The sequence below is a fragment of the Streptomyces sp. LARHCF249 genome (assembly GCF_052871255.1).
Genome location: NZ_JBIXJQ010000002.1, coordinates 235,884 through 257,132 on the forward strand (window position 1 = coordinate 235,884; position 21,249 = coordinate 257,132).

The following is a 21,249-nucleotide window of genomic DNA, read 5'->3' on the forward strand; positions in this document are numbered from 1 at the left end:
GCTGGTGCTACATCGTCAGGGCGCCGATGCTCGGAGCATGCGTCCCGTACACACCGCACTCGCCGTGCTCGTCGCCGCCGTCTGGGGCTTCAACTTCGTCGTCATCGAGATCGGACTCGACCACTTCCCGCCGCTGCTGCTGTCCGCCCTGCGCTTCCTGGTCGCCGCCCTGCCCGCCGTGTTCTTCGTCGGGCGGCCCAAGGCGGCCTGGAAGTGGATCCTCGGAGTCGGCCTGGCCCTCGGCATCGCCAAGTTCGGCCTGCTCTTCACCGGCATGGCCGCCGGTATGCCGGCCGGGCTGTCCTCCCTCGTGCTCCAGGTCCAGGCCGTGTTCACCGCCGTCCTCGCCGCGGTCCTGCTGCGCGAACGGCCCGGCCGGGTACGGGTGGTCGGGATGGGCGTGGCGCTCGCCGGAATCGCGGTGGCCGCCGCGGACGGCGGGACGTCCGGGCCGGTGCTCGGCTTCACCCTGGTCGTCGCGGCCGCCGCCTGCTGGGGCGTGTCCAACGTGCTGACCCGCAAGGCCTCACCGCCCGACGCGCTGAACTTCATGGTCTGGGTGTGCACGGTGCCGGTGCTGCCGCTGTTCGCCCTCTCCCTGCTGCTGGAGGGGCCCGAGCGGGACCTGGCCGCGCTGCGCGCCCTGGACTGGTCCGGGGCGGCCGTCATCGGCTACGTGGCCTGGGTGTCCACCGTCTTCGGCTTCGGCGCCTGGGGCTACCTGCTGCGCCGCTACCCGGCCTCCTCGGTGGCGCCGTTCTCCCTGCTGGTCCCGGTGTTCGGGATGTCCTCGGCGGCCCTGGTCCTCGGGGAGTCCGTCTCGGGGCTGCGCTGGCTGGCGGCCGTACTCCTGGTCGGCGGCGTGGCGCTGACCTCGCTGGCACCCTCGCGGGGCCCGCTCACCGCGGCCGGTCCTCCTGGAGCGGCAGCCGCCAGTCCTGTCCCGTCAGGCTCACTCCGAACGAGCGGTGCGGCCGCTCCGCGATCAGGGTGAACCCGGCCCGCAGGTACAGCTCGCGGGCGTCGGTCAGTACGTCGTTGGTCCACAGCACCAGCTCGCGGTAGCCGGCCGAGCGGGCGAAGCCGACGACGGCGGAGACCAGCCGGGTGCCGATGCCGCGGCCGCGGCCCTCCGGGTCGACCAGGAGCAGCCGCAGCCGGGCGGTGCCGGGCGCGCCGTCGTCCCGTACGCACATCACCGAGCCGACGGGACGGCCGTCCAGCTCGGCGATCCACACCCGTTCCAGGTAGGGGTCGTGGTCCTCGGCGAAGTCCGCGACGATTCGGGCGACCAGGCCCTCGAAATCGGAGTTCCACCCGTACTCGGCGGCGTACAGCGCGCCGTGGCGCTGCACGATCCACCCCAGGTCTCCCGGCTCCGGCTCCCGCAGCCGCACGCTTTCAGCCATGCGCCAACTCTAGGTGCCCCGGGTGCGCGGGGGTCCTCGAACGGGCTACTTCTTGCCGCCGCCGAGGATCTGGCCCAGCAGGTCGCCGAGGTCGAAGCCGCCGCCCTCCGCCGGGGCCGCGCCGGAGGCCGGGGTGCCCGCTGCCGCCGGGGTGCCCGCTCCGGCTCCCGCGCCCCTGCCGGCGGCGGCGCGCTTGGCGAACACGGCCAGCAGCACCGGGATCAGCAGCTCGACGACCCGGCTCACGGCCGGGGCGGGGATGCCGGTCTTCTTCGAGACGGCGTTGGCCACGGGCTTGCTCACCTTGGCGAGCACCCCGGCCATCAGCCCGCCGCCCAGCAGGCCCCCGCCGAGCGCGGCGACGCCCTGCAGCGGCGGCTCGGCCACCTCCGCGAAGGCCTGCCGGACCTCGTCGTCATCGGCGGCGGCCTTCTCCTGCCTGAAACGCTACTTCTGTGCTGATTTACCGGCATCTCGGAGGGGAGTTGGGTAACGGAAACATAAAACTCCGCATCCCACTGCAACCCTTCGGGGGGATCGCGGGTCGTATGGTGCGTCGGCACTTCCGGGAGGGGATCTGGGGGGATCGGGAAGTCCGACGAGGGAGGGGTAACCGTGAGGGGGTCCGGCCGTGAGGCCGGACCCCCTTCTGGTGTCCCGGGCCCGATGTGCCGGGCGCCGTCCACAGCCCTGACGCGCTGTCGGCGGGGGGCGGTAGCTTCGGGTCATGGCAACGAACGGGGCGCAGGCGCAGGCCGTGCAACTGGCGGTGGTCGAGGGGGTCCTCGAGCGCATCACCTATGCCAACGAGGAGAGCGGGTACACGGTCGCCCGCGTCGACACCGGCCGGGGCAGCGGCGACCTCCTCACCGTCGTCGGCTCCCTGCTGGGCGCGCAGCCCGGCGAATCCCTGCGCATGGAGGGCCGCTGGGGATCCCACCCCCAGTACGGCAAGCAGTTCACCGTCGAGAACTACTCCACCGTGCTCCCCGCCACCATCCAGGGCATCCGCCGCTACCTCGGCTCCGGGCTGATCAAGGGCATCGGGCCGAAGATCGCCGACCGGATCGTGGAGCACTTCGGCACCGACACCCTCGACGTCATCGAGGACGAGCCGAAGCGGCTGATCGAGGTGCCGGGGCTCGGCCCCAAGCGGACGAAGCTGATCGGCGCGGCCTGGGAGGAGCAGAAGGCCATCAAGGAGGTCATGGTCTTCCTCCAGGGCGTCGGCGTCTCCACCTCCATCGCGGTGCGCATCTACAAGAAGTACGGAGATGCCTCCGTCTCGGTGGTGAAGAACCAGCCCTACCGGCTCGCCGCCGACGTGTGGGGCATCGGCTTCCTCACCGCCGACCGCATCGCCCAGGCCGTCGGCATCCCGCACGACAGCCCCGAGCGGGTCAAGGCCGGACTCCAGTACGCCCTCTCCCAGTCCACCGACCAGGGGCACTGCTTCCTCCCCGAGGACCGGCTCATCGCCGACGGGGTCAAGCTGCTCCAGGTGGACACCGGACTGGTCATCGACTGCCTGGCGGAGCTCGCCGCCGACCCGGAGGGCGTCGTACGGGAGCCGGTGCCCGATCCGCAGGGCGGCCCGGACCCGCTGACCGCCGTGTACCTGGTGCCCTTCCACCGCGCCGAGCTGTCGCTGGTCGGGCAGGTACGCCGGCTGCTGCACGCCGAGGAGGACCGGCTGCCGGGATTCCAGGACGTGGACTGGGACAAGGCGCTGGGCTGGCTCGCCGGGCGGACCGGAGCCACCCTCGCCCCCGAGCAGCGGGACGCGGTCCGGCTCGCCCTGACCCGCAAGGTGGCCGTCATGACCGGCGGGCCCGGCTGCGGGAAGTCCTTCACGGTGCGCTCCGTCGTCGAGCTGGCCCGGGCCAAGAAGGCCAAGGTGGTGCTCGCCGCCCCCACCGGCCGCGCGGCGAAGCGGCTGGCCGAGCTCACCGGGGCCGAGGCCTCCACGGTGCACCGGCTGCTCGAGCTCAAACCCGGCGGGGACGCGGCGTACGACCGGGAACGGCCGCTGGACGCGGACCTGGTCGTGGTCGACGAGGCCTCGATGCTGGACCTGCTGCTGGCCAACAAACTGGTCAAGGCCGTGGCGCCGGGGGCCCACCTGCTGCTGGTCGGGGACGTGGACCAGCTGCCCTCGGTCGGCGCCGGGGAGGTGCTGCGCGACCTGCTGGCCGAGGGGGGCCCGGTCCCCGCGGTCCGGCTGACCCGGATCTTCCGGCAGGCCCAGCAGTCGGGCGTGGTCAGCAACGCGCACCGGATCAACACCGGCCTGCCGCCGATCACCGACGGACTGCCGGACTTCTTCCTCTTCCCCGAGGAGGACACCGAGGCGGCGGGCGTGCTCGCGGTGGACGTGGCTGCCCGGCGGATTCCGGCCAGATTCGGGCTCGACCCGCGCCGGGACGTCCAGGTGCTCGCGCCCATGCACCGCGGCCCGGCCGGCGCCGGGAACCTCAACGGCCTGCTCCAGCAGGCCATGACGCCGGCCCGGCCGAACCTGCCCGAGAAGCGGTTCGGCGGCCGGGTCTTCCGGGTGGGCGACAAGGTCACCCAGATCCGGAACAACTACGAGAAGGGCGCCAACGGCGTCTTCAACGGCACGGTCGGCGTGGTCACCGGCCTCGACCTGGACGAACAGCGCCTGACGGTACGGACGGAGGAGGACGAGGAGATCGGCTACGAGTTCTCGGAGCTCGACGAGCTGTCCCACGCGTACGCCGTCACCATCCACCGCTCCCAGGGGAGCGAATACCCCGCGGTCGTGATCCCGGTCACCACCGGGGCTTGGATGATGCTCCAGCGAAATCTTCTCTACACGGCGGTGACCAGGGCGAAGAAACTCGTCGTCCTCGTCGGGTCCCGCAAGGCCCTCGGTCAAGCGGTGCGTACCGTTTCCGCAGGCAGGAGGTACACGGCGGTCGCGCCCAGGCTGTCCGGCCGGATACCGGTGGGAAACATCACCTAGATGATCGATCATTTGGGGTTCCGCCGCCGGTGCGGAGGGGGCAGGATGAGCAGCTTGGCGGCACTGAGTGCCGTCAGAAGCACCAAAGGCCGACCCCGAGTGCACTCTCCTGCGCCAAATGGGGGAAGGTAGAGGCAGTCAGGGCACCTCGAAGAAGAGGCACTACGTCGGTGAGGGATGACGTGAGCGACAACTCTGTAGTACTCCGGTACGCGGACGGTGAATACACCTACCCGGTGGTCGAGAGCACCGTCGGTGACCAGGGCTTCGACATCTCGAAGCTGAGGGCCCAGACCGGGCTCGTCACTCTGGACAGCGGCTACGGCAACACCGCGGCCTACAAGTCCGCGATTACCTACCTCGACGGTGAGCAGGGCATCCTGCGCTACCGCGGCTACCCGATCGAGCAGTTGGCCGAGCGCTCGACCTTCATCGAGGTCGCGTACCTGCTGATCAACGGTGAGCTGCCGACCGTCGACCAGCTCGCGTCGTTCCGCAACGAGATCACCCAGCACACGCTGCTCCACGAGGACGTGAAGCGCTTCTACGACGGCTTCCCGCGTGACGCGCACCCGATGGCGATGCTGTCCTCCGTGGTCAGCGCGCTGTCGACGTTCTACCAGGACAGCCACAACCCCTTCGACGAGACCCAGCGCAACCTCTCGACGATCCGGCTGCTGGCCAAGCTCCCGACGATCGCGGCCTACGCGTACAAGAAGTCGGTCGGCCACCCGGTGGTCTACCCGCGCAACGACCTCGGCTACGTCGAGAACTTCCTGCGCATGACGTTCTCCGTGCCGGCCCAGGAGTACGACCTGGACCCGGTCGTGGTCTCGGCGCTCGACAAGCTGCTGATCCTGCACGCGGACCACGAGCAGAACTGCTCGACCTCCACCGTGCGCCTGGTCGGCTCCTCGCAGGCGAACATGTTCGCCTCGATCTCCGCCGGCATCTCGGCCCTGTGGGGTCCGCTGCACGGTGGCGCCAACCAGTCCGTTCTGGAGATGCTCGAGGGCATCAAGAACGACGGCGGCGACGTCGACGCCTTCATCCGCAAGGTGAAGAACAAGGAAGACGGCGTCCGCCTCATGGGCTTCGGACACCGCGTCTACAAGAGCTTCGACCCCCGGGCGAAGATCATCAAGGCGGCGGCGCACGACGTCCTCTCGGCGCTCGGCAAGAGCGACGAGCTGCTCGACATCGCGCTCAAGCTGGAAGAGCACGCGCTGGCCGACGAGTACTTCGTCTCGCGCAACCTCTACCCGAACGTGGACTTCTACACGGGTCTCATCTACCGCGCGATGGGCTTCCCGACCGAGATGTTCACCGTGCTCTTCGCGCTCGGCCGGCTCCCCGGCTGGATCGCCCAGTGGCACGAGATGATCAAGGAGCCGGGTTCCCGCATCGGCCGCCCGCGCCAGATCTACACGGGCGAGGTCCTGCGCGACTTCGTGCCCGTCGAGGCCCGCTGACCCGAGGCCCGCCGGCCCGGGGCTCGAGCCCCGGGCAACGCGCAAGGCATACGAAAAGCGCCCCGCCGTCGATCCCCCCACGGGTCGACGGTCGGGGCGCTTTCCTTTCCCCGGTACGGATTCCCCCCACGGGACCCGAGCCGGGGCGTCGGTGTCTGCCGGGACCCGTTCGGGTCGGGAGGGCCGCTCAAAGCCTCCCGCGGGAACGCGTCCCGGCCGGCCGGTGCCCGTGGACGTCCCCCAAGACCTCCGCGGAACGTCCCCCAAGACGTTCCTGGCACCGCCCCATTAGACCCGTGCCGACCCCGGATGGTTACGTTGGCATCACTGTGATCTGCGTCTCCCGTGAAGGAGATGTGGGGGCGATGCGAAGGCGATCCCTCAGCGGAAGGATCGCAACCGGAGGCTGTTGGTCACCACGAAGACCGAAGAGAAGGCCATGGCAGCCCCCGCGATCATCGGGTTGAGCAGGCCGGCGGCCGCCAGCGGCAGGGCCGCCACGTTGTAGCCGAAGGCCCAGAACAGGTTGCCCTTGATGGTGGCCAGGGTCCGGCGGGAGAGCCGGATCGCGTCCGCCGCCACCCGCAGGTCCCCCCGTACGAGGGTCAGGTCGCCCGCCTCGATGGCGGCGTCCGTCCCGGTGCCCATGGCCAGGCCCAGGTCGGCCTGGGCGAGCGCGGCCGCGTCGTTGACCCCGTCGCCGACCATCGCGACCGTACGGCCCTCGGCCTGCAGGCGGCGCACGACGTCCACCTTGTCCTGCGGGAGCACCTCGGCGATCACCTCGTCGATGCCGACCTCGCGGGCCACCGTCTCGGCGACGGCCTTGTTGTCGCCGGTCAGCAGGACCGGAGTGAGCCCGAGGGCGCGCAGCAGGGCGACCGCCTCGGCGCTGCTCTCCTTGACGGCGTCGGCCACCGTCAGCACCCCGCGCGCCGCGCCGTCCCAGGCCACGAGGACGGCGGTGCTGCCCGCGGCCTCGGCGGCCGACTTGGCCCGGGCGAGCGGGGCGGGCAGTGCGATCGACCAGTCGGCCAGCAGCTGTTCGCGGCCCACCAGGACGGCGTGTCCGTCGACGACGCCCTGGACGCCGAGCCCGGCGAGGTTCTCGAAGCCCTCGGGAACCGGCAGTTCGCCCACCCGCCCGGCGGCGCCCGTGGCGATGGCCCGGGCGATCGGGTGCTCCGAGGCGTGCTCCAGGGAGCCCGCGAGGCGCAGGAGCTCCTTCTCGTCGACCCCTTCGGCGACGTGCACGCCGGCCAGGGTCATCCGGCCGGTGGTGACGGTTCCGGTCTTGTCCAGGACGACGGTGTCCACGCGCCGGGTGGACTCCAGCACCTCGGGACCCTTGATCAGGATGCCGAGCTGCGCGCCCCGGCCGGTGCCGACCATGAGGGCGGTCGGGGTGGCCAGGCCCAGGGCGCACGGGCAGGCGATGATCAGGACGGCCACGGCGGCCGTGAAGGCGGCGGTGGGGTCGTCGGTGATCAGCAGCCAGGCGGCCCAGGTGCCGAGTGCGAGCAACAGGACCACCGGCACGAAGACCGCGGAGATCCGGTCGGCGAGGCGCTGGACCTCGGCCTTGCCGTTCTGCGCGTCCTCGACGAGCCGGGCCATCCGGGCGAGCTGGGTGTCGGCGCCGATCCGGGTGGCCTCGACGACGAGGCGGCCCGACGCGTTGACGGTGGCGCCGGTGACGGAGTCGCCGACGGAGACCTCGACCGGGACGGACTCGCCGGTGAGCATGGAGGCGTCCACGGCGGAGCTGCCCTCGACGACCGTGCCGTCGGTGGCGATCTTCTCGCCGGGGCGGACGACGAACCGGTCGCCGGCCGCGAGCGCGCTGACCGGCACGCGGACCTCCCGGCCCTCGCGCAGTACGGCGACGTCCTTGGCGCCCAGTTCCAGCAGGGCCCTGAGGGCCGCACCCGCCTTCCGCTTCGAGCGGGCCTCCAGGTAGCGGCCGAGCAGGATGAAGCCGACGACTCCGGCCGCGACCTCCAGGTAGATGGCGGAGGAGCCGTCCGTGCGCGAGATCGTGCCCCCCTGAACCGTGAAGAGGGCGAAGCCGTGCCGCATGCCGGGCATGCCCGCGTGGCCGAAGAACAGGGCCCACAGGGACCAGGCGAAGGCGGCGAGGGTGCCGACCGAGACCAGGGTGTCCATGGTGGCGGCGCCGTGCCGGGCGTTGGTCCAGGCGGCCTTGTGGAAGGGGAGGGCGCCCCAGACGACGACGGGCGCGGCGAGGGTCAGCGAGAGCCACTGCCAGTTGTCGAACTGGAGGGCCGGGACCATGGCGAGCAGGACGACGGGCAGGGCGAGGCCGGCGGACACGAGCAGCCGCTGGCGCAGCGCGGCCAGTGCGGGATCCCGTACGTCCGCCGGGGCGTGTGCTGCTTCCGGAGAGTCGAGGTCCGGTTGCGGTTCGGGCTCCGGCGGCGGGGGTTCCTCGGCGGTGTACCCGGTCTTCACGACGGTCGCGATGAGATCGGCGACCTGGACGTCACCCGCGTACGAGACCTTCGCCTTCTCGGTGGCGTAGTTCACCGTGGCGGTGACCCCGTCCATCCGGTTCAGCTTCTTCTCGATGCGGGCCGCGCAGGAGGCGCAGGTCATTCCGCCGATCGAGAGTTCGACCGCGGTTATGGGTCCGTCGTGCAGTGTGCTGGTCATGTTCCGGCTCCAGGGGGAGGGCCGGGGTGTACGGAACCAGTATCAGCTGGCCGGCACACCCCGGCGGGGTACTGCCGAAGGGGGGAGGCCCGGCTCAGATCCGGCCGGTGAACTCGTAGCCCGCCTCGTCCACGGCGGCGCGTACGTCCTCGTCGGCGAGCGGGGCGGCCGAGGTCACGGTGACCTCGCCGGTCGCGGCGACGGCCTTGACCGAGCTGACGCCCGCCAGGGCGGAGAGCTCGGCGGTCACCGCGCCCTCGCAGTGCCCGCAGGTCATGCCGGTCACCCGGTAGACGGTGGTGGTCTGGGTGTCCGTCTCGGCGGTCATGTCGTTCTCCTCTTCAAGGGCGTGTCCGGTCGCCGGAAGACGGCGAGTCGCTCCACCGTCCTCCCGACACGTCGAGACTATACCCCTAGGGGGTATCAATGCGAGTATGCGCGCCCGCTCTTTTGGGGTGGCCGAGCAGGATGAACTGTATGTAAACGGCTCATTTGGTCAGCGCCGCGGGACGCAGGGGACCTACGGAGCCGGTTCGGCTCCGTGGTGATGGTGATGGCGACGGGTCGGTCGGCGAGTTCGGGCCGATCGTTGCCATGGCGCGGCTGCTCGGCGGGCCGGCCTGTGCGGGGGCGGCGCGCGGGGCGGGTCAGGGGGAGCTGGTCGTGGTGACCATCGGCTCCAGGTAGCGGAGCAGGACGGTCTTCAGCTCCGCGATGTACGCGGCCCGTTCGGCGCCCTCGTGGGCCAGGATCAGGTCCAGCGAGGACTTGAAGATGCCCAGGATCATGTGCGAGGTGTGGGTCAGATCGGCGGGCGCGGCCTGCGGGCAGAAGGTGTGCAGCACGCCCTCGACCCGGGTGAGCAGGCCGGAGTGCAGCTCCTCGTGTTCCTGGGTCATGGCGGCGCCCGGGATGCCGGATCCGTGCATGAGCGCCCAGAAGGCCGGGTTCTCGCAGTTGAAGGCGATGACCGGGTCCAGGACGGCGTCCAGCAGCTCGGGCAGGGGCAGCTCGAGGTTCTCGGGCAGGAAGGCCTGGCCGTGCGTCTCGTGGGCGCGCTTGAGCAGCTGGCCGCCGAGCTCGATCGCGATGGCCTCCTTGTTCGGGAAGAACTGGTAGAGCGTGCCCGGCGACACGCCGGCCTCGCGGGCGATGGCGTTGGTGCTGGCCGCGGCGTAGCCGGTACGGCAGAACACCCCGGCGGCGGCGGCCAGCAGCTGGGCGACCCGGCGCTCGCCCCGCGCCTGGCGGCGGCGCGGCGCGCCGGTTTCACCGCTTTCGGTTGTTTTGCCCCTGGGAGTCCCCGGCATGTCCAATCCCTTGCTTCCCGTGGGTGATTGACAAATGCGAGAGGTCGCTCGCATTCTGAGGAAACGCGAGCGACTGCTCGTGTTTGCCAGTCTATTCGGCCTGGCAATCACGGTGAAGGGGACACCGAGTCATGTCCGAAGTCAAGAATCCGCCGTCGTCCGGGGAGAGCGGCAGGTGGACCCGGTGGGTCACGGCCCGCCCGCGGCTCTCGCTGCTGCTCGCCCTGGTGGTCACGGCACTGGCCGTCTTCGCGGGCGGCGGCGCCGCCGAACGGATGGGAAGCGGCGGCTGGGAGGACCCGGGCGCCCGGTCCACCTACGCCACCAAGGCGTTGGAGCGGGAGTTCCCCGCCTCCCAGCCCAACCTGCTGCTGCTCGTCGACTCCGGCCCTGGGGCCGCCGGGGTGGACGATCCCACCGTCGCGGCCGAGGCCGAGCGGCTGACGGCTCAGCTCGCCGCCGAGCAGGGGGTCGTCGGCGTGGGCTCGTACTGGCGCACCCGGCTGCCCGCCCTGCGCTCCGAGGACGGCCGGCAGGCCCTCATCGCGGCCCGGGTCCTGGGCGACGAGAAGACCGCCACCGAGGTGCTGGAGCGGATCACCCCGCGCTACCGGGGCGAGCACGGGCCGGTGCGGGTCTCCTTCGGCGGGCCGGTCGCGGTCCAGCGCGAGGTGACCGCCACCATCCAGGAGGACCTGCTGCGCGCAGAGATGATCGCCCTGCCGGTCACCCTCGTCCTGCTCGTCCTGGTCTTCGGCAGCGCCGTCGCCGCGCTGCTTCCCCTGGGCGTCGGGATCGTGGCCATCCTCGGCACCAACGCGGTGCTGCGCGGCCTCACCGAGTTCACCGAGGTCTCCGTCTTCGCCCAGAACCTGACCACCGCGCTCGGACTCGGGCTCGCCATCGACTACGCCCTGTTCATCGTCCGCAGGTTCCGTGAGGAACTCGCCGCCGGGCGGGACCCGGCGGCCGCCGTCGGGGCCACCCTGCGCACCGCCGGGCGCACCGTGCTGTTCTCGGCGCTGACGGTCGCGGTCTCGCTCTCGGCGATGCTGTTCTTCCCGATGTACTTCCTGCGCTCCTTCGCCTACGCCGGGGTCGCGGTGGTCCTGCTCGCCGCGGCGGCCGCGCTGATCCTGCTGCCGGCCGCCCTGGTACTGCTCGGCGAGCGGGTCAACTCCCTGGACCTGCGGCGGCTGTGGCGGCGCGGGCGCCCGGCTGCCGCCCCGGCGGAACCGGGGCGTGGCTGGGCGCGAGCGGCTGCTCTGGTGATGCGCCGGGCCCCGGTGTTCGCGGCGGCCACGACGGCGGGCCTGCTGCTCCTCGGACTCCCCTTCCTCGGCGTCAAGTTCGGCACCGTGGACGACCGTCAGCTGCCGAAGACCGCGGAGTCGCATGTGGTCCAGCAGCAGATCCGGGACTCCTTCCCGGGCAGCCCCGGCGGCGGGATCACCGTCCTCGCCGAGGACGCGGCCGGACCGGCCGAACTCACCGCCTACCGGGAGCGGCTGGCACTCCTGCCCGGGGTGGTCCGGGTCGACGGGCCGGTGAGCTCCCCGGCCCCCTCGCGGTACGCCTACTTCTCGGTCACCACCGAGGGCGAGGCGGTGGGGCAACAGGCCCAGGACCTGGTCGGTGAGGTGCGGACGGTGGAAGCGGACTTCCGGACCTCCGTGACCGGAGAGGCGGCGGTGCTCGTCGACGCCCAGGAGGCGATAGCCGGGAAACTGCCCGTGGCGCTGGCCCTGGTGGTGCTCGCCACGCTGCTGCTGGTGTTCCTGCTCACCGGGAGCCTGCTCATACCGGTCCAGGCGGTCCTGCTCAACGCACTGAGCCTGACCGCGATGTTCGGGGCGGTGGTGTGGGTCTTCCAGGAGGGCAACCTCTCCGGACTGCTCGCCTTCACCTCCACCGGCGACATCGAGACCACCCTGCCGGTGCTGATGTTCTGCATCGCCTTCGGACTCTCCATGGACTACGGGGTGTTCCTCATATCCCGGATCAAGGAGGAGTACGACCGGACCGGGGACCACGAGGGGGCCGTGCGGACCGGACTGGCCCGCACCGGCGGGCTGATCACCGCGGCGGCCGTGATCCTGGCCGTGGTGATGGTGGCCATCGGCACGTCGCGGGTCACCAACACCAAGATGCTGGGGCTCGGGATCGCGCTGGCGGTCCTGATGGACGCCATGGTCGTACGCAGCCTCCTGGTCCCGGCAGTCATGAAGCTGACCGGGAAGGCCACCTGGTGGGCGCCGCGCCCGCTGCGCAGGCTGCACGAGAGGTTCGGGCTGAGCGAAGGGGAGCCCCTGCCGCCGGCGGCCGAGCCGGAACCGGAGAAGGTGCCCGTCGGGACGGCATAGCCGGGGCGGCGCGCTGCGGGGCGGGGCCTTGCGGCCCCGTCCGGCAACCGTGGACGGGTCAGTCCTCGCGGCGCCCCCGGTTGCCGGGGCGACGGGCCACCCAGATGCGGATCGTGTCGGCGTACCAGTAGGGCTTGCCGCCCTCCACGTGGTCGGGCGTGGGGAGCAGGCCGTGCTTTCGATAGGAGCGCACCGTGTCGGGCTGCACCCGGATATGGGCAGCGATCTCCTTGTACGACCACAGCTGTCGGTCGCTCATGACGCACCTCCTGGTCCACGCCGCGGGGCCGGCCGGGAGGCCGTCGGGGGAGCCGGCGCGTGGACACTGCCGATCACTCGGGTTGTGCCCGGCGAACGATGCGAAGTGAGGGGAGGGGAGGGGCTGTCGAACGGCTGTGACGGAAAGCCCGCGTGATGCGGACATGCGTGACATGAAGGAGACCTCTGTGACAGAGGCGGCACAGGGGTGCACGAGTCGCACAAGTGGCGCTGCGGTGCCGGGGCTTGGGGGTGGCCGGGCTCAGCGGTAGAGGGGCGGCCGGTCCACCAGGGTCACCGGGGTCCGCACGCCGGTGCGCGAGGCCGCGAGGCCCGCCACCGAGACGGCGGCGGCCGCGTAGCCGTCCCACGCGTCCGGCCCGGCCACCCCGCCCCGCGCGGCCGCGGCCACCCAGCGCCGCAGCTGCCGGTCGTAGGCGTCGGCGAAGCGCACCGTGAAGTCCTGGTCGATCTCCCCGCCCCACCGGCCCGCCGACTGCACCACCATCGCGTGACCGTCACCGATCCGGGCGCTGCCGGACTCGCCGACCGCCTCGCACTGCACCTGGTAGCCGAAACCGCAGTTGACGAAGATCTCCACGTCCACGACGGCCCCGCCGGAGGTCTCCAGCAGCACCAGCCGGGGATCGCGCAGCCCCTCGGGAGCCGCCGAGGAGGGGGTGGGGGAGAGCACGGACACCGCCGTGATCTCCTGCCCCAGCAGCCAGCGGGCCGCGTCCACCTCGTGCACGACGGAGTCGCTGATCAGCATGTCGCTGGTGAAGAAGGACGGAGAGGCGGCGTTGCGGTGCCGGCAGTGCAGGAAGAGCGGGCGCCCGATCCCGCCCGCGTCCAGCAGCTCCTTCAGCCGCTCGTACTCGGCGTCGTACCGGCGCATGAACCCGACCTGGACCAGGCGCCGCCCCAGCCGCTGCTCGGCCTCCATGATGCGCAGCGCCCCCGCCGGATCGGGGGTCAGCGGCTTCTCGCACAGCACGGGCAGCCCCCGCTCCAGCGCGAGCCCGATCGCCTCCTCGTGGGCGGGCCCGGGCGAGGCGATCAGGACGGCCTCCACGCCGGGCGCCGCTATCGCGGCCGCCGGGTCGGTGTGCGCGCCTGCGCCGTCCAGGGCGGCCGCGACCTCCTTGACCCGGTCACCGTCCGGGTCGGCCACCGCCACCACCCGGGCCCCGCCGACCGTCCGACCGATCCGGCGGACGTGGTCGGCGCCCATCTTCCCCGTACCGATGACGGCGATGCCGAGCGTGCTCATGTCGTGTTCCTCCCGGGAGTTCAGCGGGCGCCGCAGGAGCGCAGGTAGGCGCGGGTGCGGCGGGCGATGGGCAGCGGCCGGCCGGGCTCGCAGGGGTACATGTCCTGTTCCACGATGGCGAACAGGTCCACGCCGAGCCGCTGGGCCGCCGCCAGTACCGGCTCCAGCGCCGGCACCCCCGACGGCGGTTCGCACATCACCCCGCGGCCCACGGCCGGACCGAACGGCAGCTGCTCCGCGACCACTTCGGCGAGGATCCGCGGGTCCACCTGCTTCAGGTGCAGGTAGCCGATCCGCTCGGAGAAGGTCTCGACGGCCTGGACGCTGTCGCCCCCGCAGTACGCGTAGTGACCGGTGTCCAGGCAGAGCGAGACGAGGGCGGGGTCGGTGGCGTCCAGGAACCGCGCCACGTTGTCCGGGGTGTCGATGTGCGTGTCGGCATGGGGGTGGACCACGATCCGCAGGCCGTACCGGTCCTGCACCTTCCGGCCCAGCCGCTCGGTCTGGGAGGCCAGTTCACGCCATTGCGCGGCGGTGAGGGTCCGGTCCTCCAGCACCTCCCCGGTCTTGTCGTCCCGCCAGAAGGAGGGGATGACCACGAGATGGGCCGCGCCCATGGCCTGGGTGAGCGCCGCGATCCGCGACACGTGCGCCCAGGTGTCCTCCCACACGGCGGGCCCGTGATGGAGTCCGGTGAAGACGGTGCCGGCCGAGACCCGCAGCCCGCGCTTGGCCGTTTCCTCGGCGAGTCGCGCGGGATCGGTGGGCAGGTAGCCGTAGGGGCCGAGTTCGATCCACTCGTACCCGGCGTCGGCGACCTCGTCGAGGAACCGCTCCCAGGGGGTCTGCGCGGGGTCGTCGGGAAACCAGACACCCCAGGAGTCCGGAGCCGAACCGACGCGGATTCGGGTCAACGCGGGCGGGGAGGACGTCATAGCGGCCACCTTAGGGTGCGAGGCTCGAAGGGACGGTGAAGACCGTGGGACCAGCGGGAGGACTGACGGTGAGCGGCGACGGGTTCGGCTTCGACGTGATCACGATGGGGCGGATCGGGGTGGATCTCTACCCGCTGACGACCGGCGTACCACTGGCGGAAGCGGACACCTTCGGCAAGTTCCTGGGCGGCTCCCCGGCGAACGTGGCCGTGGCGGCCGCCCGGCTGGGCCGGCGCGTGGCGCTGATCAGCCGTACCGGCGCGGACCCGTTCGGCACGTACCTGCGTTCCGAGCTGCGGGGGTTCGGGGTCGACGACCGGTGGGTGGCCGAGGTCGCCGACCATCCCACCCCGATCACGTTCTGCGAGATCTTCCCGCCCGACCGCTTCCCGCTGTACTTCTACCGGCTGCCCAAGGCCCCCGATCTGGAGATCGCGGCCGGGGAGCTGGACCTGGAGGCGATCCGGCAGGCCCGGGTGTTCTGGATGACGGGCACCGGCCTGAGCGAGGAGCCGAGCCGCGCGGCCACGCTGGCCGCCCTGGAGGCCCGCTCGAAGTCCGGCACCACCGTCTTCGACCTGGACTGGAGGCCGATGCTGTGGCGCGAGAAGCCCGGGCCGTACTACGAGCGGGCGCTGGCCCTGGCGACGGTGGCCGTCGGCAACGCCGAGGAGTGCGCGGTCGCCACCGGCGAGTCGGAGCCGTACGCGGCGGCGCGGGCGCTGCTCGCCGCCGGGGTGGAACTGGCGGTGGTCAAACGGGGCCCGGAGGGCGTGCTGGCGGTCCACCGCGACGGGGCGGTGGCGGAGGTCCCGCCGGTTCCCGTGCAGGTGGTGAACGGGCTCGGGGCCGGGGACGCGTTCGGGGGCGCGCTGTGCCACGGGCTGCTCGCCGGGTGGGACCTGGAGGGGGTCGTGCGGTACGCGAACGCGGCCGGGGCGATCGTGGCTTCGCGGCTGGCGTGCGCTTCGGCGATGCCGTTCGCCGATGAGGTGGAGGAGGTGCTCGGCCGTGCCGGTGGTGTCTGAGTGGGGGATGGAATGGACGAGGCTGCTCGTCCTCGCGCTGGAGCCGGGGGAGGTGTACGCGCACGCGTGCGGTGACGCGGAGTGGACCGTGCTCCCGCTGTCGGGGAGCTGCCGGGTCCGCTGCCCGGGCTCGGCCCCGGAGCCCGCGCCTCAAGCGCCGGCGGGGCTGGACGTGGCCGATGCCGCCGACCGGGCAGAGCCCGGCAGCGGACCGCGAGTCTTCGAACTGCGGGGGCGGGCAGGGGTGTTCGACGGGCCCAGCGACTTCGCCTACCTGCCCCGGGACGGGCATGCGGAGATCACCTCCGCCGACGGCGGGCGCTTCGCCCTCGCAGGGGCACGGTGCGACACGGTACTGCCGGCCCGGTACGGACCGGCCGAGGCCGTCCCCGTCGAGCTGCGCGGCGCCGGACAGTGCTCCCGGCAGGTCAACAACTTCGCCGCCGCCGACGCCTTCGCGTGCGACCGGCTCATCGCCGTCGAGGTAGTCACCCCCGGCGGGAACTGGTCCTCGTACCCGCCCCACAAGCACGACGAGCACCACCCCGGCGAGGAGTCCCGGCTCGAGGAGATCTACTACTTCGAGATCGCCGCGCACGGGGGCACCCCCGGGCTCGGCTACCAGCGCGTCACGCCTTCCCCGGCCGGGAAGACCGACATCCTCGCCGAGGTGCGGACCGGCGACGCCGTGCTCATCCCGGACGGCTGGCACGGGCCCTCCATCGCCGCGCCCGGGCACGACATGTACTACCTCAACGTGATGGCGGGTCCGGGCGCCACCCGCGAGTGGCTGATCCGGGACCACCCCGACCACGGCTGGATCCGCGCCACCTGGCCGGGGCAGGACATCGACCCCCGGCTGCCCTACCAGCAGACGGCCCGGCAGACGGAGGCACCCCGATGAAACTCACCGTCGCGCAGGCCCTCGTCGCCTTCCTCGCCCGCCAGTACACCGAACGCGACGGCCGCCGCCACCGGCTCATCGCGGCCACCTGGGGGATCTTCGGGCACGGGAACGTGGCGGGCATCGGCCAGGCCCTCCTGGAGACCGGCCCCCGGAACATGCCCTTCCTCCAGGGACGCAACGAGCAGGCCATGGTGCACGCCGCCGTCGGGTACGCACGCCAGAGCGGCCGGCTCTCCGCGCACGCGGTGACCACCTCCATCGGGCCGGGCGCCACCAACCTCGTCACCGGCGCCGCCCTCGCCACCATCAACCGGATCCCGGTGCTCCTGCTCCCCGGCGACACCTTCGCCACCCGGCCAGCCGACCCCGTCCTCCAGCAGCTGGAGGTCCCGTACGCGGGGGACCTCTCCGTCAACGACGCCCTGCGGCCCGTCTCCCGCCACTTCGACCGGGTCACCCGCCCCGAGGCCCTGATCCCGGCCGCCCTCCAGGCCATGCGCGTCCTCACCGACCCCGTCCAGACCGGGGCCGTCACCCTGGCGCTGCCGCAGGACGTGCAGGCGGAGGCGTACGACTGGCCCGAGGAGTTCTTCGCCGAGCGGGTGTGGGGCGTGCGCCGGCCCCGGCCCGACCGTGCCGAGCTGGCCGCGGCGGCCCGGGCCGTACGGTCGGCCGTGCGTCCGCTGATCGTCGCCGGGGGCGGGATCCGGCACAGCGAGGCCCAGGCGGCCCTGGCGGAGTTCGCCGAGGCCACCGGGATCCCCGTGGCCACGACCCAGGCGGGCAAGGGCGTACTCGCGTACGACCATCCGGCCGAGGTCGGCGGGATCGGGCACACGGGAACGGCGACCGCCGACGACCTGGCCCGGGAGGCCGACCTCGTCATTGCCGCCGGGACCCGCCTGACCGACTTCACCACCGCCTCCGCGACCCTCTTCCAGAACCCGGCCGTCCGGTTCATCGGCCTCAACCTCGACCCGTACGACGCCCACAAGCTCGCCGCCCTGCCCTTGGTCGCCGACGCGCGCGAGGGGCTCGGCGAGCTCCGGGCGGCGCTCGCAGGCCACCGGGTGGATCCGGCGTACGAGGCGGCGTACGGGCAGCGGAAGACGGACTGGGAGGCCCGCGTCGACCTGGCCTTCGCCACCCCCGACGAGGACCTGCCGCCCACCCAGGCCCAGGTCCTCGGGCTGCTGGACGCCCTCGTCGACGACACCGACATCCTGATCAACGCGGCCGGCTCGCTCCCCGGCGACCTCCACAAGCTGTGGCGGGCCCGCTCGGCGGACCAGTACCACGTGGAGTACGGCTACTCCTGCATGGGCTACGAGATCCCGGCCGCGATCGGGGTCGCGCTCGCCGCGCCCGGCCGCCCGGTGTGGGCGCTGGTCGGCGACGGCACGTACCTGATGAACCCGACCGAGATCGTCACGGCCGTCCAGGAGGGCATCCCGGTCAGGATGGTCATCCTCGACAACCACGGCTACGCCTCCATCGGCGGCCTCTCGGGGGCGGTGGGCGGCGAGGGCTTCGGCACGGCGTACCGCTTCCGGGGGCCCGACACCACGTACACGGGCGAGCCCCTCCCGGTGGACCTCGCGGCCAACGCGGCCTCCCTCGGGATGGCCGTGATCCGCGCCCGGACCGTACGTGACCTGCGCGAAGCCCTCGCCGAGGCCCGCTCGGCAGACCGTCCCACATGTGTCTACACACAGACCCGAACGCCCGACACTGTGTCGGGCCCGCCCCCCGCACAGGCGTGGTGGGATGTTCCTGTGGCCGAGACCGCGACCCGCAAGGCGGCGGCCGCGGCCCGCGAGGAGTACGACCGGCAAGCCGCGCAGCGACGTCGCCATCTGTGAAGGAGCAAGGCAAATGAAGACCGTCAACCACTGGATCGGTGGCAAGACCGTCGAGGGCGCGTCGGGCAACTACGGCCCGGTCACCGATCCGGCCACCGGCGAGGTCACCACGCAGGTCGCGCTCGCCTCGGCCGAAGAGGTCGACGCGGCCGTACAGGTCGCCAAGGAGGCCTTCGAGACCTGGGGCCAGTCCTCGCTGGCCGCCCGTACCAAGGTGCTGTTCGCCTACCGCGCCCTGCTGGACGCCCACCGCGACGCCATCGCCGAACTGATCACCGCCGAGCATGGCAAGGTCCACTCGGACGCGCTGGGCGAGGTCGCCCGCGGCCTGGAGATCGTCGAGCTGGCCTGCGGGATCACCACGCAGCTCAAGGGCGAGCTGTCGACGTCAGTGTCCAACCGCGTGGACGTCTCCTCGATCCGCCAGCCGCTGGGCGTGGTCGCGGGCATCACCCCGTTCAACTTCCCGGCGATGGTGCCGATGTGGATGTTCCCGCTGGCCGTGGCCTGCGGAAACACCTTCATCCTCAAGCCGAGCGAGAAGGACCCCTCCGCCTCCAACAAGCTGGCCGAGCTGATGAGCGAGGCCGGTCTGCCGGCGGGCGTGCTCAACGTGGTGCACGGCGACAAAGTCGCGGTGGACGCCCTGCTGGCCCACCCCGACATCGCGGCCGTCTCCTTCGTGGGCTCGACCCCGATCGCCCGTCACATCCACACCACCGCCTCCGCCAACGGCAAGCGCGTCCAGGCGCTGGGCGGCGCCAAGAACCACATGCTGGTGCTCCCGGACGCCGACCTGGACGCGGCCGCCGACGCCGCGGTCTCCGCCGCCTACGGCTCGGCCGGCGAACGCTGCATGGCGATCTCCGCCGTCGTGGCCGTCGGCTCCATCGCCGACACCCTCGTCGAGAAGATCCGCGAGCGCGCCGAGAAGATCAAGATCGGTCCCGGCAACGACCCGGCCTCCGAGATGGGCCCGCTGATCACGGCCGCCCACCGCGACAAGGTCGCCTCGTACGTCAAGGGCGCGGCCGCCCAGGGCGCCGACGTGATCCTGGACGGCACCGGCTACTCGGTCGAGGGCAAGGAGAACGGCCACTGGATCGGCCTGTCCCTGCTCGACAACGTGAAGACCGACTCCGACGCCTACCGCGACGAGATCTTCGGCCCGGTGCTGTGCGTGCTGCGCACGGAGACCTACGAGGAGGGCGTGGCCCTCATCAACGCCTCGCCGTTCGGCAACGGCACCGCGATCTTCACCCGTGACGGCGGCGCGGCCCGCCGCTTCCAGCTGGAGATCCAGGCGGGCATGGTCGGCGTCAACGTCCCGATCCCGGTGCCGGTGGGCTACCACTCCTTCGGCGGCTGGAAGGACTCGCTCTTCGGCGACCACCACATCTACGGCAACGACGGCATCCACTTCTACACGCGCGGCAAGGTCGTCACGACCCGCTGGCCGGACCCCTCGGACGCCCCGGCAGGCGTGGACCTGGGCTTCCCCCGCAACCACTGACGCCCGCCACCACCCGAGAACGCGGAAACCCCCGGCCAACCCTCACCGGCCGGGGGTTTCCGCCGCCGCGGGGCCGCGGTCAGCGGATGGGGGCCGGGTCCGGGATGGGGGCCGGGTCGGTTTCGGACGCGCGGCGGCGGCGGAGGGCCCAGAAGGTGAGGGCCGCGCCCGTCAGGATCAGGGCCGTGCCCGCGGCGGGCCACGGTACGGCGACGAAGTCCGCCGAGGACTGCGAGGTGAGGTCGGGGTAGGCCGCGGCGCCGGCCGTGACGGTGAGCGTCACCCGGTCCAGCTGGGGGGCGTCCGGCCAGGGTTCGCTCAGTTCGATCCGCTGGCCCGGCAGGAGGGCCAGCTTCAGCTCGCGGGCCGGGCGGCTGAGCACCTCGCGTCCGAACAGGCCCTCGGCCGAGAGCGCCACCTTCGGCTCGACGACCACGTTGCCCCGGTTGACCAGGGCGTACGAGACCGTGGCGCGGGCACTCTTGACCCAGGGCAGCAGTGGCGCCGAGCGGTCGACCCGTACGTCCTCCACGCTCAGGCCCGGGGTGACCGGTCCCGGCACCCGGAAGTACAGCCGGGCGCCCACCGAGCGCTTCACCCCCACCTGGACCTTGCCCTCCTGCCGCACGCCCTCCACGGCGGTGTTCAGGGCCACGATCCCGCCGACGTGGTCGCCGGGCGTCGCGTCCGCCGGGACCTTCACCGTGAACGGGACGTCCTTGCGGCCCTTGGCCGGCACGGTCACCGTGGTCGCCGTCTCCGGCGGGAGTCCGATCCACGCGCCGACGCCCTTCGGCTCGGTCTCCACCGGCAGCAGGGCGAAGGCGCCGCCCGCCGGGGTGTTCACCGCGTCGGTGGCGAAGACCCGGAACGTCAGCTCCTTGTCGGAGGAGTTCAGGATCGTCGCGCTGTCCTGGACGGTGGTCCCGGCCGCGCCCTGGTGGAAGAAGTACGCGCGGTCGGTCATCGCCGCACCGGCGGCGGGCGTGGGGAAGACCCCCCAGGTGCCGTTGTCCGCCGCCGTCGCGGTGGTGGCCGGGAGCAGGCCCGCGCCCAGCAGCAGGCCGGCGAGCAGACCGTACAGAGCGGTGCCGGTGCGGGTGCGGATCCGGATGGGGGTGCGGGTGCGCATGGGCGGGCTTCTCCAGTCGGCGCGGAAAGGGGGAAGGGGTGGTGGGGGGCCCGCGCGCCGCCCCCCCCCCGGCCCCCCCCGGCCCGCCCGGCCGGGGCACGCCCAGGGGAAGGTGTCCACCCACAACT

16 protein-coding genes and 1 pseudogene are annotated in these 21,249 nt (G+C 72.3%); 8 read left to right on the top strand and 9 right to left on the bottom strand.

Annotated elements, in window-relative coordinates:
* The first annotated feature begins 37 nt into the window (after positions 1 to 37).
* The gene (locus tag ACIPUC_RS05935) at positions 38 to 994 is read left to right on the top strand and encodes an EamA family transporter (RefSeq protein ID WP_446586982.1); all 957 of its coding nucleotides are present in this window, start codon (positions 38 to 40) and stop codon (positions 992 to 994) included.
* On the opposite strand, the pseudogene ACIPUC_RS05940 reads toward ACIPUC_RS05935, so the two are convergent.
* Positions 900 to 1,403, bottom strand: a pseudogene (locus ACIPUC_RS05940) (GNAT family N-acetyltransferase); the annotation flags it as partial. The gene ACIPUC_RS05935 and the pseudogene ACIPUC_RS05940 sit on opposite strands and share 95 nt — an antisense overlap.
* 51 nt (positions 1,404 to 1,454) lie before the next feature.
* The gene (locus ACIPUC_RS05945; protein WP_446586983.1) at positions 1,455 to 1,796 is read right to left on the bottom strand and encodes a hypothetical protein; all 342 of its coding nucleotides are present in this window, start codon (positions 1,794 to 1,796) and stop codon (positions 1,455 to 1,457) included.
* Positions 1,797 to 2,136: 340 nt separating this feature from the next.
* Here ACIPUC_RS05945 and recD2 point away from each other — a divergent pair, with 340 nt between their 5' ends.
* Entirely contained in the window at positions 2,137 to 4,395 is a 2,259-nt protein-coding gene (gene recD2 / locus ACIPUC_RS05950; protein ID WP_446586984.1) for an SF1B family DNA helicase RecD2, read from the top strand.
* Between the two features lie 182 nt (positions 4,396 to 4,577).
* Positions 4,578 to 5,867: a citrate synthase gene (locus ACIPUC_RS05955; RefSeq protein ID WP_030029946.1), complete on the top strand. Its 1,290-nt coding sequence runs from the start codon at positions 4,578 to 4,580 to the stop codon at positions 5,865 to 5,867.
* Positions 5,868 to 6,248: 381 nt separating this feature from the next.
* Here the strand turns inward: ACIPUC_RS05955 and ACIPUC_RS05960 are convergent, their stop codons facing one another.
* The 3 genes from ACIPUC_RS05960 to ACIPUC_RS05970 all read right to left on the bottom strand — a co-directional run bounded on the left by ACIPUC_RS05960 (position 6,249) and on the right by ACIPUC_RS05970 (position 9,850).
* Entirely contained in the window at positions 6,249 to 8,540 is a 2,292-nt protein-coding gene (locus ACIPUC_RS05960; protein ID WP_446586985.1) for a heavy metal translocating P-type ATPase, read from the bottom strand.
* Positions 8,541 to 8,634: 94 nt separating this feature from the next.
* Positions 8,635 to 8,868, bottom strand: a complete 234-nt coding sequence (locus tag ACIPUC_RS05965) for a heavy-metal-associated domain-containing protein (protein WP_446586986.1) — start codon at positions 8,866 to 8,868, stop codon at positions 8,635 to 8,637.
* A 319-nt stretch (positions 8,869 to 9,187) separates the two neighbouring features.
* On the bottom strand, positions 9,188 to 9,850 hold the full coding sequence (locus ACIPUC_RS05970; protein WP_446586987.1) for a TetR family transcriptional regulator: 663 nt from the start codon (positions 9,848 to 9,850) through the stop codon (positions 9,188 to 9,190).
* Between the two features lie 131 nt (positions 9,851 to 9,981).
* On the opposite strand from ACIPUC_RS05970, the gene ACIPUC_RS05975 reads away from it, so the two are divergent.
* Positions 9,982 to 12,213 (top strand): MMPL family transporter, encoded by a 2,232-nt coding sequence (locus ACIPUC_RS05975; protein ID WP_446586988.1) that lies wholly within the window; start codon positions 9,982 to 9,984, stop codon positions 12,211 to 12,213.
* 58 nt (positions 12,214 to 12,271) lie between these two features.
* Here ACIPUC_RS05975 and ACIPUC_RS05980 read toward each other — a convergent pair whose 3' ends face one another.
* From ACIPUC_RS05980 to ACIPUC_RS05990, 3 genes are all read right to left on the bottom strand, one after another.
* Positions 12,272 to 12,472: a helix-turn-helix transcriptional regulator gene (locus ACIPUC_RS05980; protein ID WP_446586989.1), complete on the bottom strand. Its 201-nt coding sequence runs from the start codon at positions 12,470 to 12,472 to the stop codon at positions 12,272 to 12,274.
* Between the two features lie 261 nt (positions 12,473 to 12,733).
* Positions 12,734 to 13,744: a Gfo/Idh/MocA family protein gene (locus ACIPUC_RS05985; RefSeq protein ID WP_446586990.1), complete on the bottom strand. Its 1,011-nt coding sequence runs from the start codon at positions 13,742 to 13,744 to the stop codon at positions 12,734 to 12,736.
* Between the two features lie 20 nt (positions 13,745 to 13,764).
* The gene (locus ACIPUC_RS05990) at positions 13,765 to 14,679 is read right to left on the bottom strand and encodes a sugar phosphate isomerase/epimerase family protein (protein WP_446586991.1); all 915 of its coding nucleotides are present in this window, start codon (positions 14,677 to 14,679) and stop codon (positions 13,765 to 13,767) included.
* A gap of 68 nt (positions 14,680 to 14,747) precedes the next feature.
* Here ACIPUC_RS05990 and iolC point away from each other — a divergent pair, with 68 nt between their 5' ends.
* Genes iolC through ACIPUC_RS06010 form a run of 4 tightly spaced genes read left to right on the top strand, consistent with a single transcriptional unit; the run spans position 14,748 to position 19,989 of the window.
* Positions 14,748 to 15,707: a 5-dehydro-2-deoxygluconokinase gene (gene iolC / locus ACIPUC_RS05995; RefSeq protein ID WP_446586992.1), complete on the top strand. Its 960-nt coding sequence runs from the start codon at positions 14,748 to 14,750 to the stop codon at positions 15,705 to 15,707.
* A gap of 7 nt (positions 15,708 to 15,714) precedes the next feature.
* Positions 15,715 to 16,611, top strand: coding sequence for a 5-deoxy-glucuronate isomerase (gene iolB, locus ACIPUC_RS06000; RefSeq protein ID WP_446587625.1), 897 nt, complete (start codon positions 15,715 to 15,717; stop codon positions 16,609 to 16,611).
* Complete coding sequence (gene iolD, locus ACIPUC_RS06005; RefSeq protein WP_446586993.1) at positions 16,608 to 18,476, top strand: 3D-(3,5/4)-trihydroxycyclohexane-1,2-dione acylhydrolase (decyclizing); 1,869 nt, start codon at positions 16,608 to 16,610, stop codon at positions 18,474 to 18,476. Before iolB ends, iolD begins: the two co-directional genes overlap by 4 nt.
* A gap of 13 nt (positions 18,477 to 18,489) precedes the next feature.
* On the top strand, positions 18,490 to 19,989 hold the full coding sequence (locus tag ACIPUC_RS06010) for a CoA-acylating methylmalonate-semialdehyde dehydrogenase (protein WP_446586994.1): 1,500 nt from the start codon (positions 18,490 to 18,492) through the stop codon (positions 19,987 to 19,989).
* Between the two features lie 79 nt (positions 19,990 to 20,068).
* On the opposite strand, the gene ACIPUC_RS06015 is transcribed toward ACIPUC_RS06010, so the two are convergent.
* On the bottom strand, positions 20,069 to 21,121 hold the full coding sequence (locus ACIPUC_RS06015) for a WxL protein peptidoglycan domain-containing protein (RefSeq protein ID WP_446586995.1): 1,053 nt from the start codon (positions 21,119 to 21,121) through the stop codon (positions 20,069 to 20,071).
* Positions 21,122 to 21,249: the final 128 nt, after the last annotated feature.

Excerpts from the sequence above, each read along its gene's own strand:
- ACIPUC_RS05935 (WP_446586982.1), top strand. The coding sequence starts at position 38 with ATGCGTCCCGTACACACCGCACTCGCCGTGCTCGTCGCCGCCGTCTGG.
- recD2 (WP_446586984.1), top strand. The coding sequence starts at position 2,137 with ATGGCAACGAACGGGGCGCAGGCGCAGGCCGTGCAACTGGCGGTGGTC.
- ACIPUC_RS05960 (WP_446586985.1), bottom strand. The coding sequence starts at position 8,540 with ATGACCAGCACACTGCACGACGGACCCATAACCGCGGTCGAACTCTCG.
- ACIPUC_RS05965 (WP_446586986.1), bottom strand. The coding sequence starts at position 8,868 with ATGACCGCCGAGACGGACACCCAGACCACCACCGTCTACCGGGTGACC.
- ACIPUC_RS05970 (WP_446586987.1), bottom strand. The coding sequence starts at position 9,850 with ATGCCGGGGACTCCCAGGGGCAAAACAACCGAAAGCGGTGAAACCGGC.
- ACIPUC_RS05975 (WP_446586988.1), top strand. The coding sequence starts at position 9,982 with ATGTCCGAAGTCAAGAATCCGCCGTCGTCCGGGGAGAGCGGCAGGTGG.
- ACIPUC_RS05980 (WP_446586989.1), bottom strand. The coding sequence starts at position 12,472 with ATGAGCGACCGACAGCTGTGGTCGTACAAGGAGATCGCTGCCCATATC.
- ACIPUC_RS05985 (WP_446586990.1), bottom strand. The coding sequence starts at position 13,744 with ATGAGCACGCTCGGCATCGCCGTCATCGGTACGGGGAAGATGGGCGCC.
- ACIPUC_RS05990 (WP_446586991.1), bottom strand. The coding sequence starts at position 14,679 with ATGACGTCCTCCCCGCCCGCGTTGACCCGAATCCGCGTCGGTTCGGCT.
- iolB (WP_446587625.1), top strand. The coding sequence starts at position 15,715 with ATGGAATGGACGAGGCTGCTCGTCCTCGCGCTGGAGCCGGGGGAGGTG.
- iolD (WP_446586993.1), top strand. The coding sequence starts at position 16,608 with ATGAAACTCACCGTCGCGCAGGCCCTCGTCGCCTTCCTCGCCCGCCAG.
- ACIPUC_RS06010 (WP_446586994.1), top strand. The coding sequence starts at position 18,490 with ATGAAGACCGTCAACCACTGGATCGGTGGCAAGACCGTCGAGGGCGCG.
- ACIPUC_RS06015 (WP_446586995.1), bottom strand. The coding sequence starts at position 21,121 with ATGCGCACCCGCACCCCCATCCGGATCCGCACCCGCACCGGCACCGCT.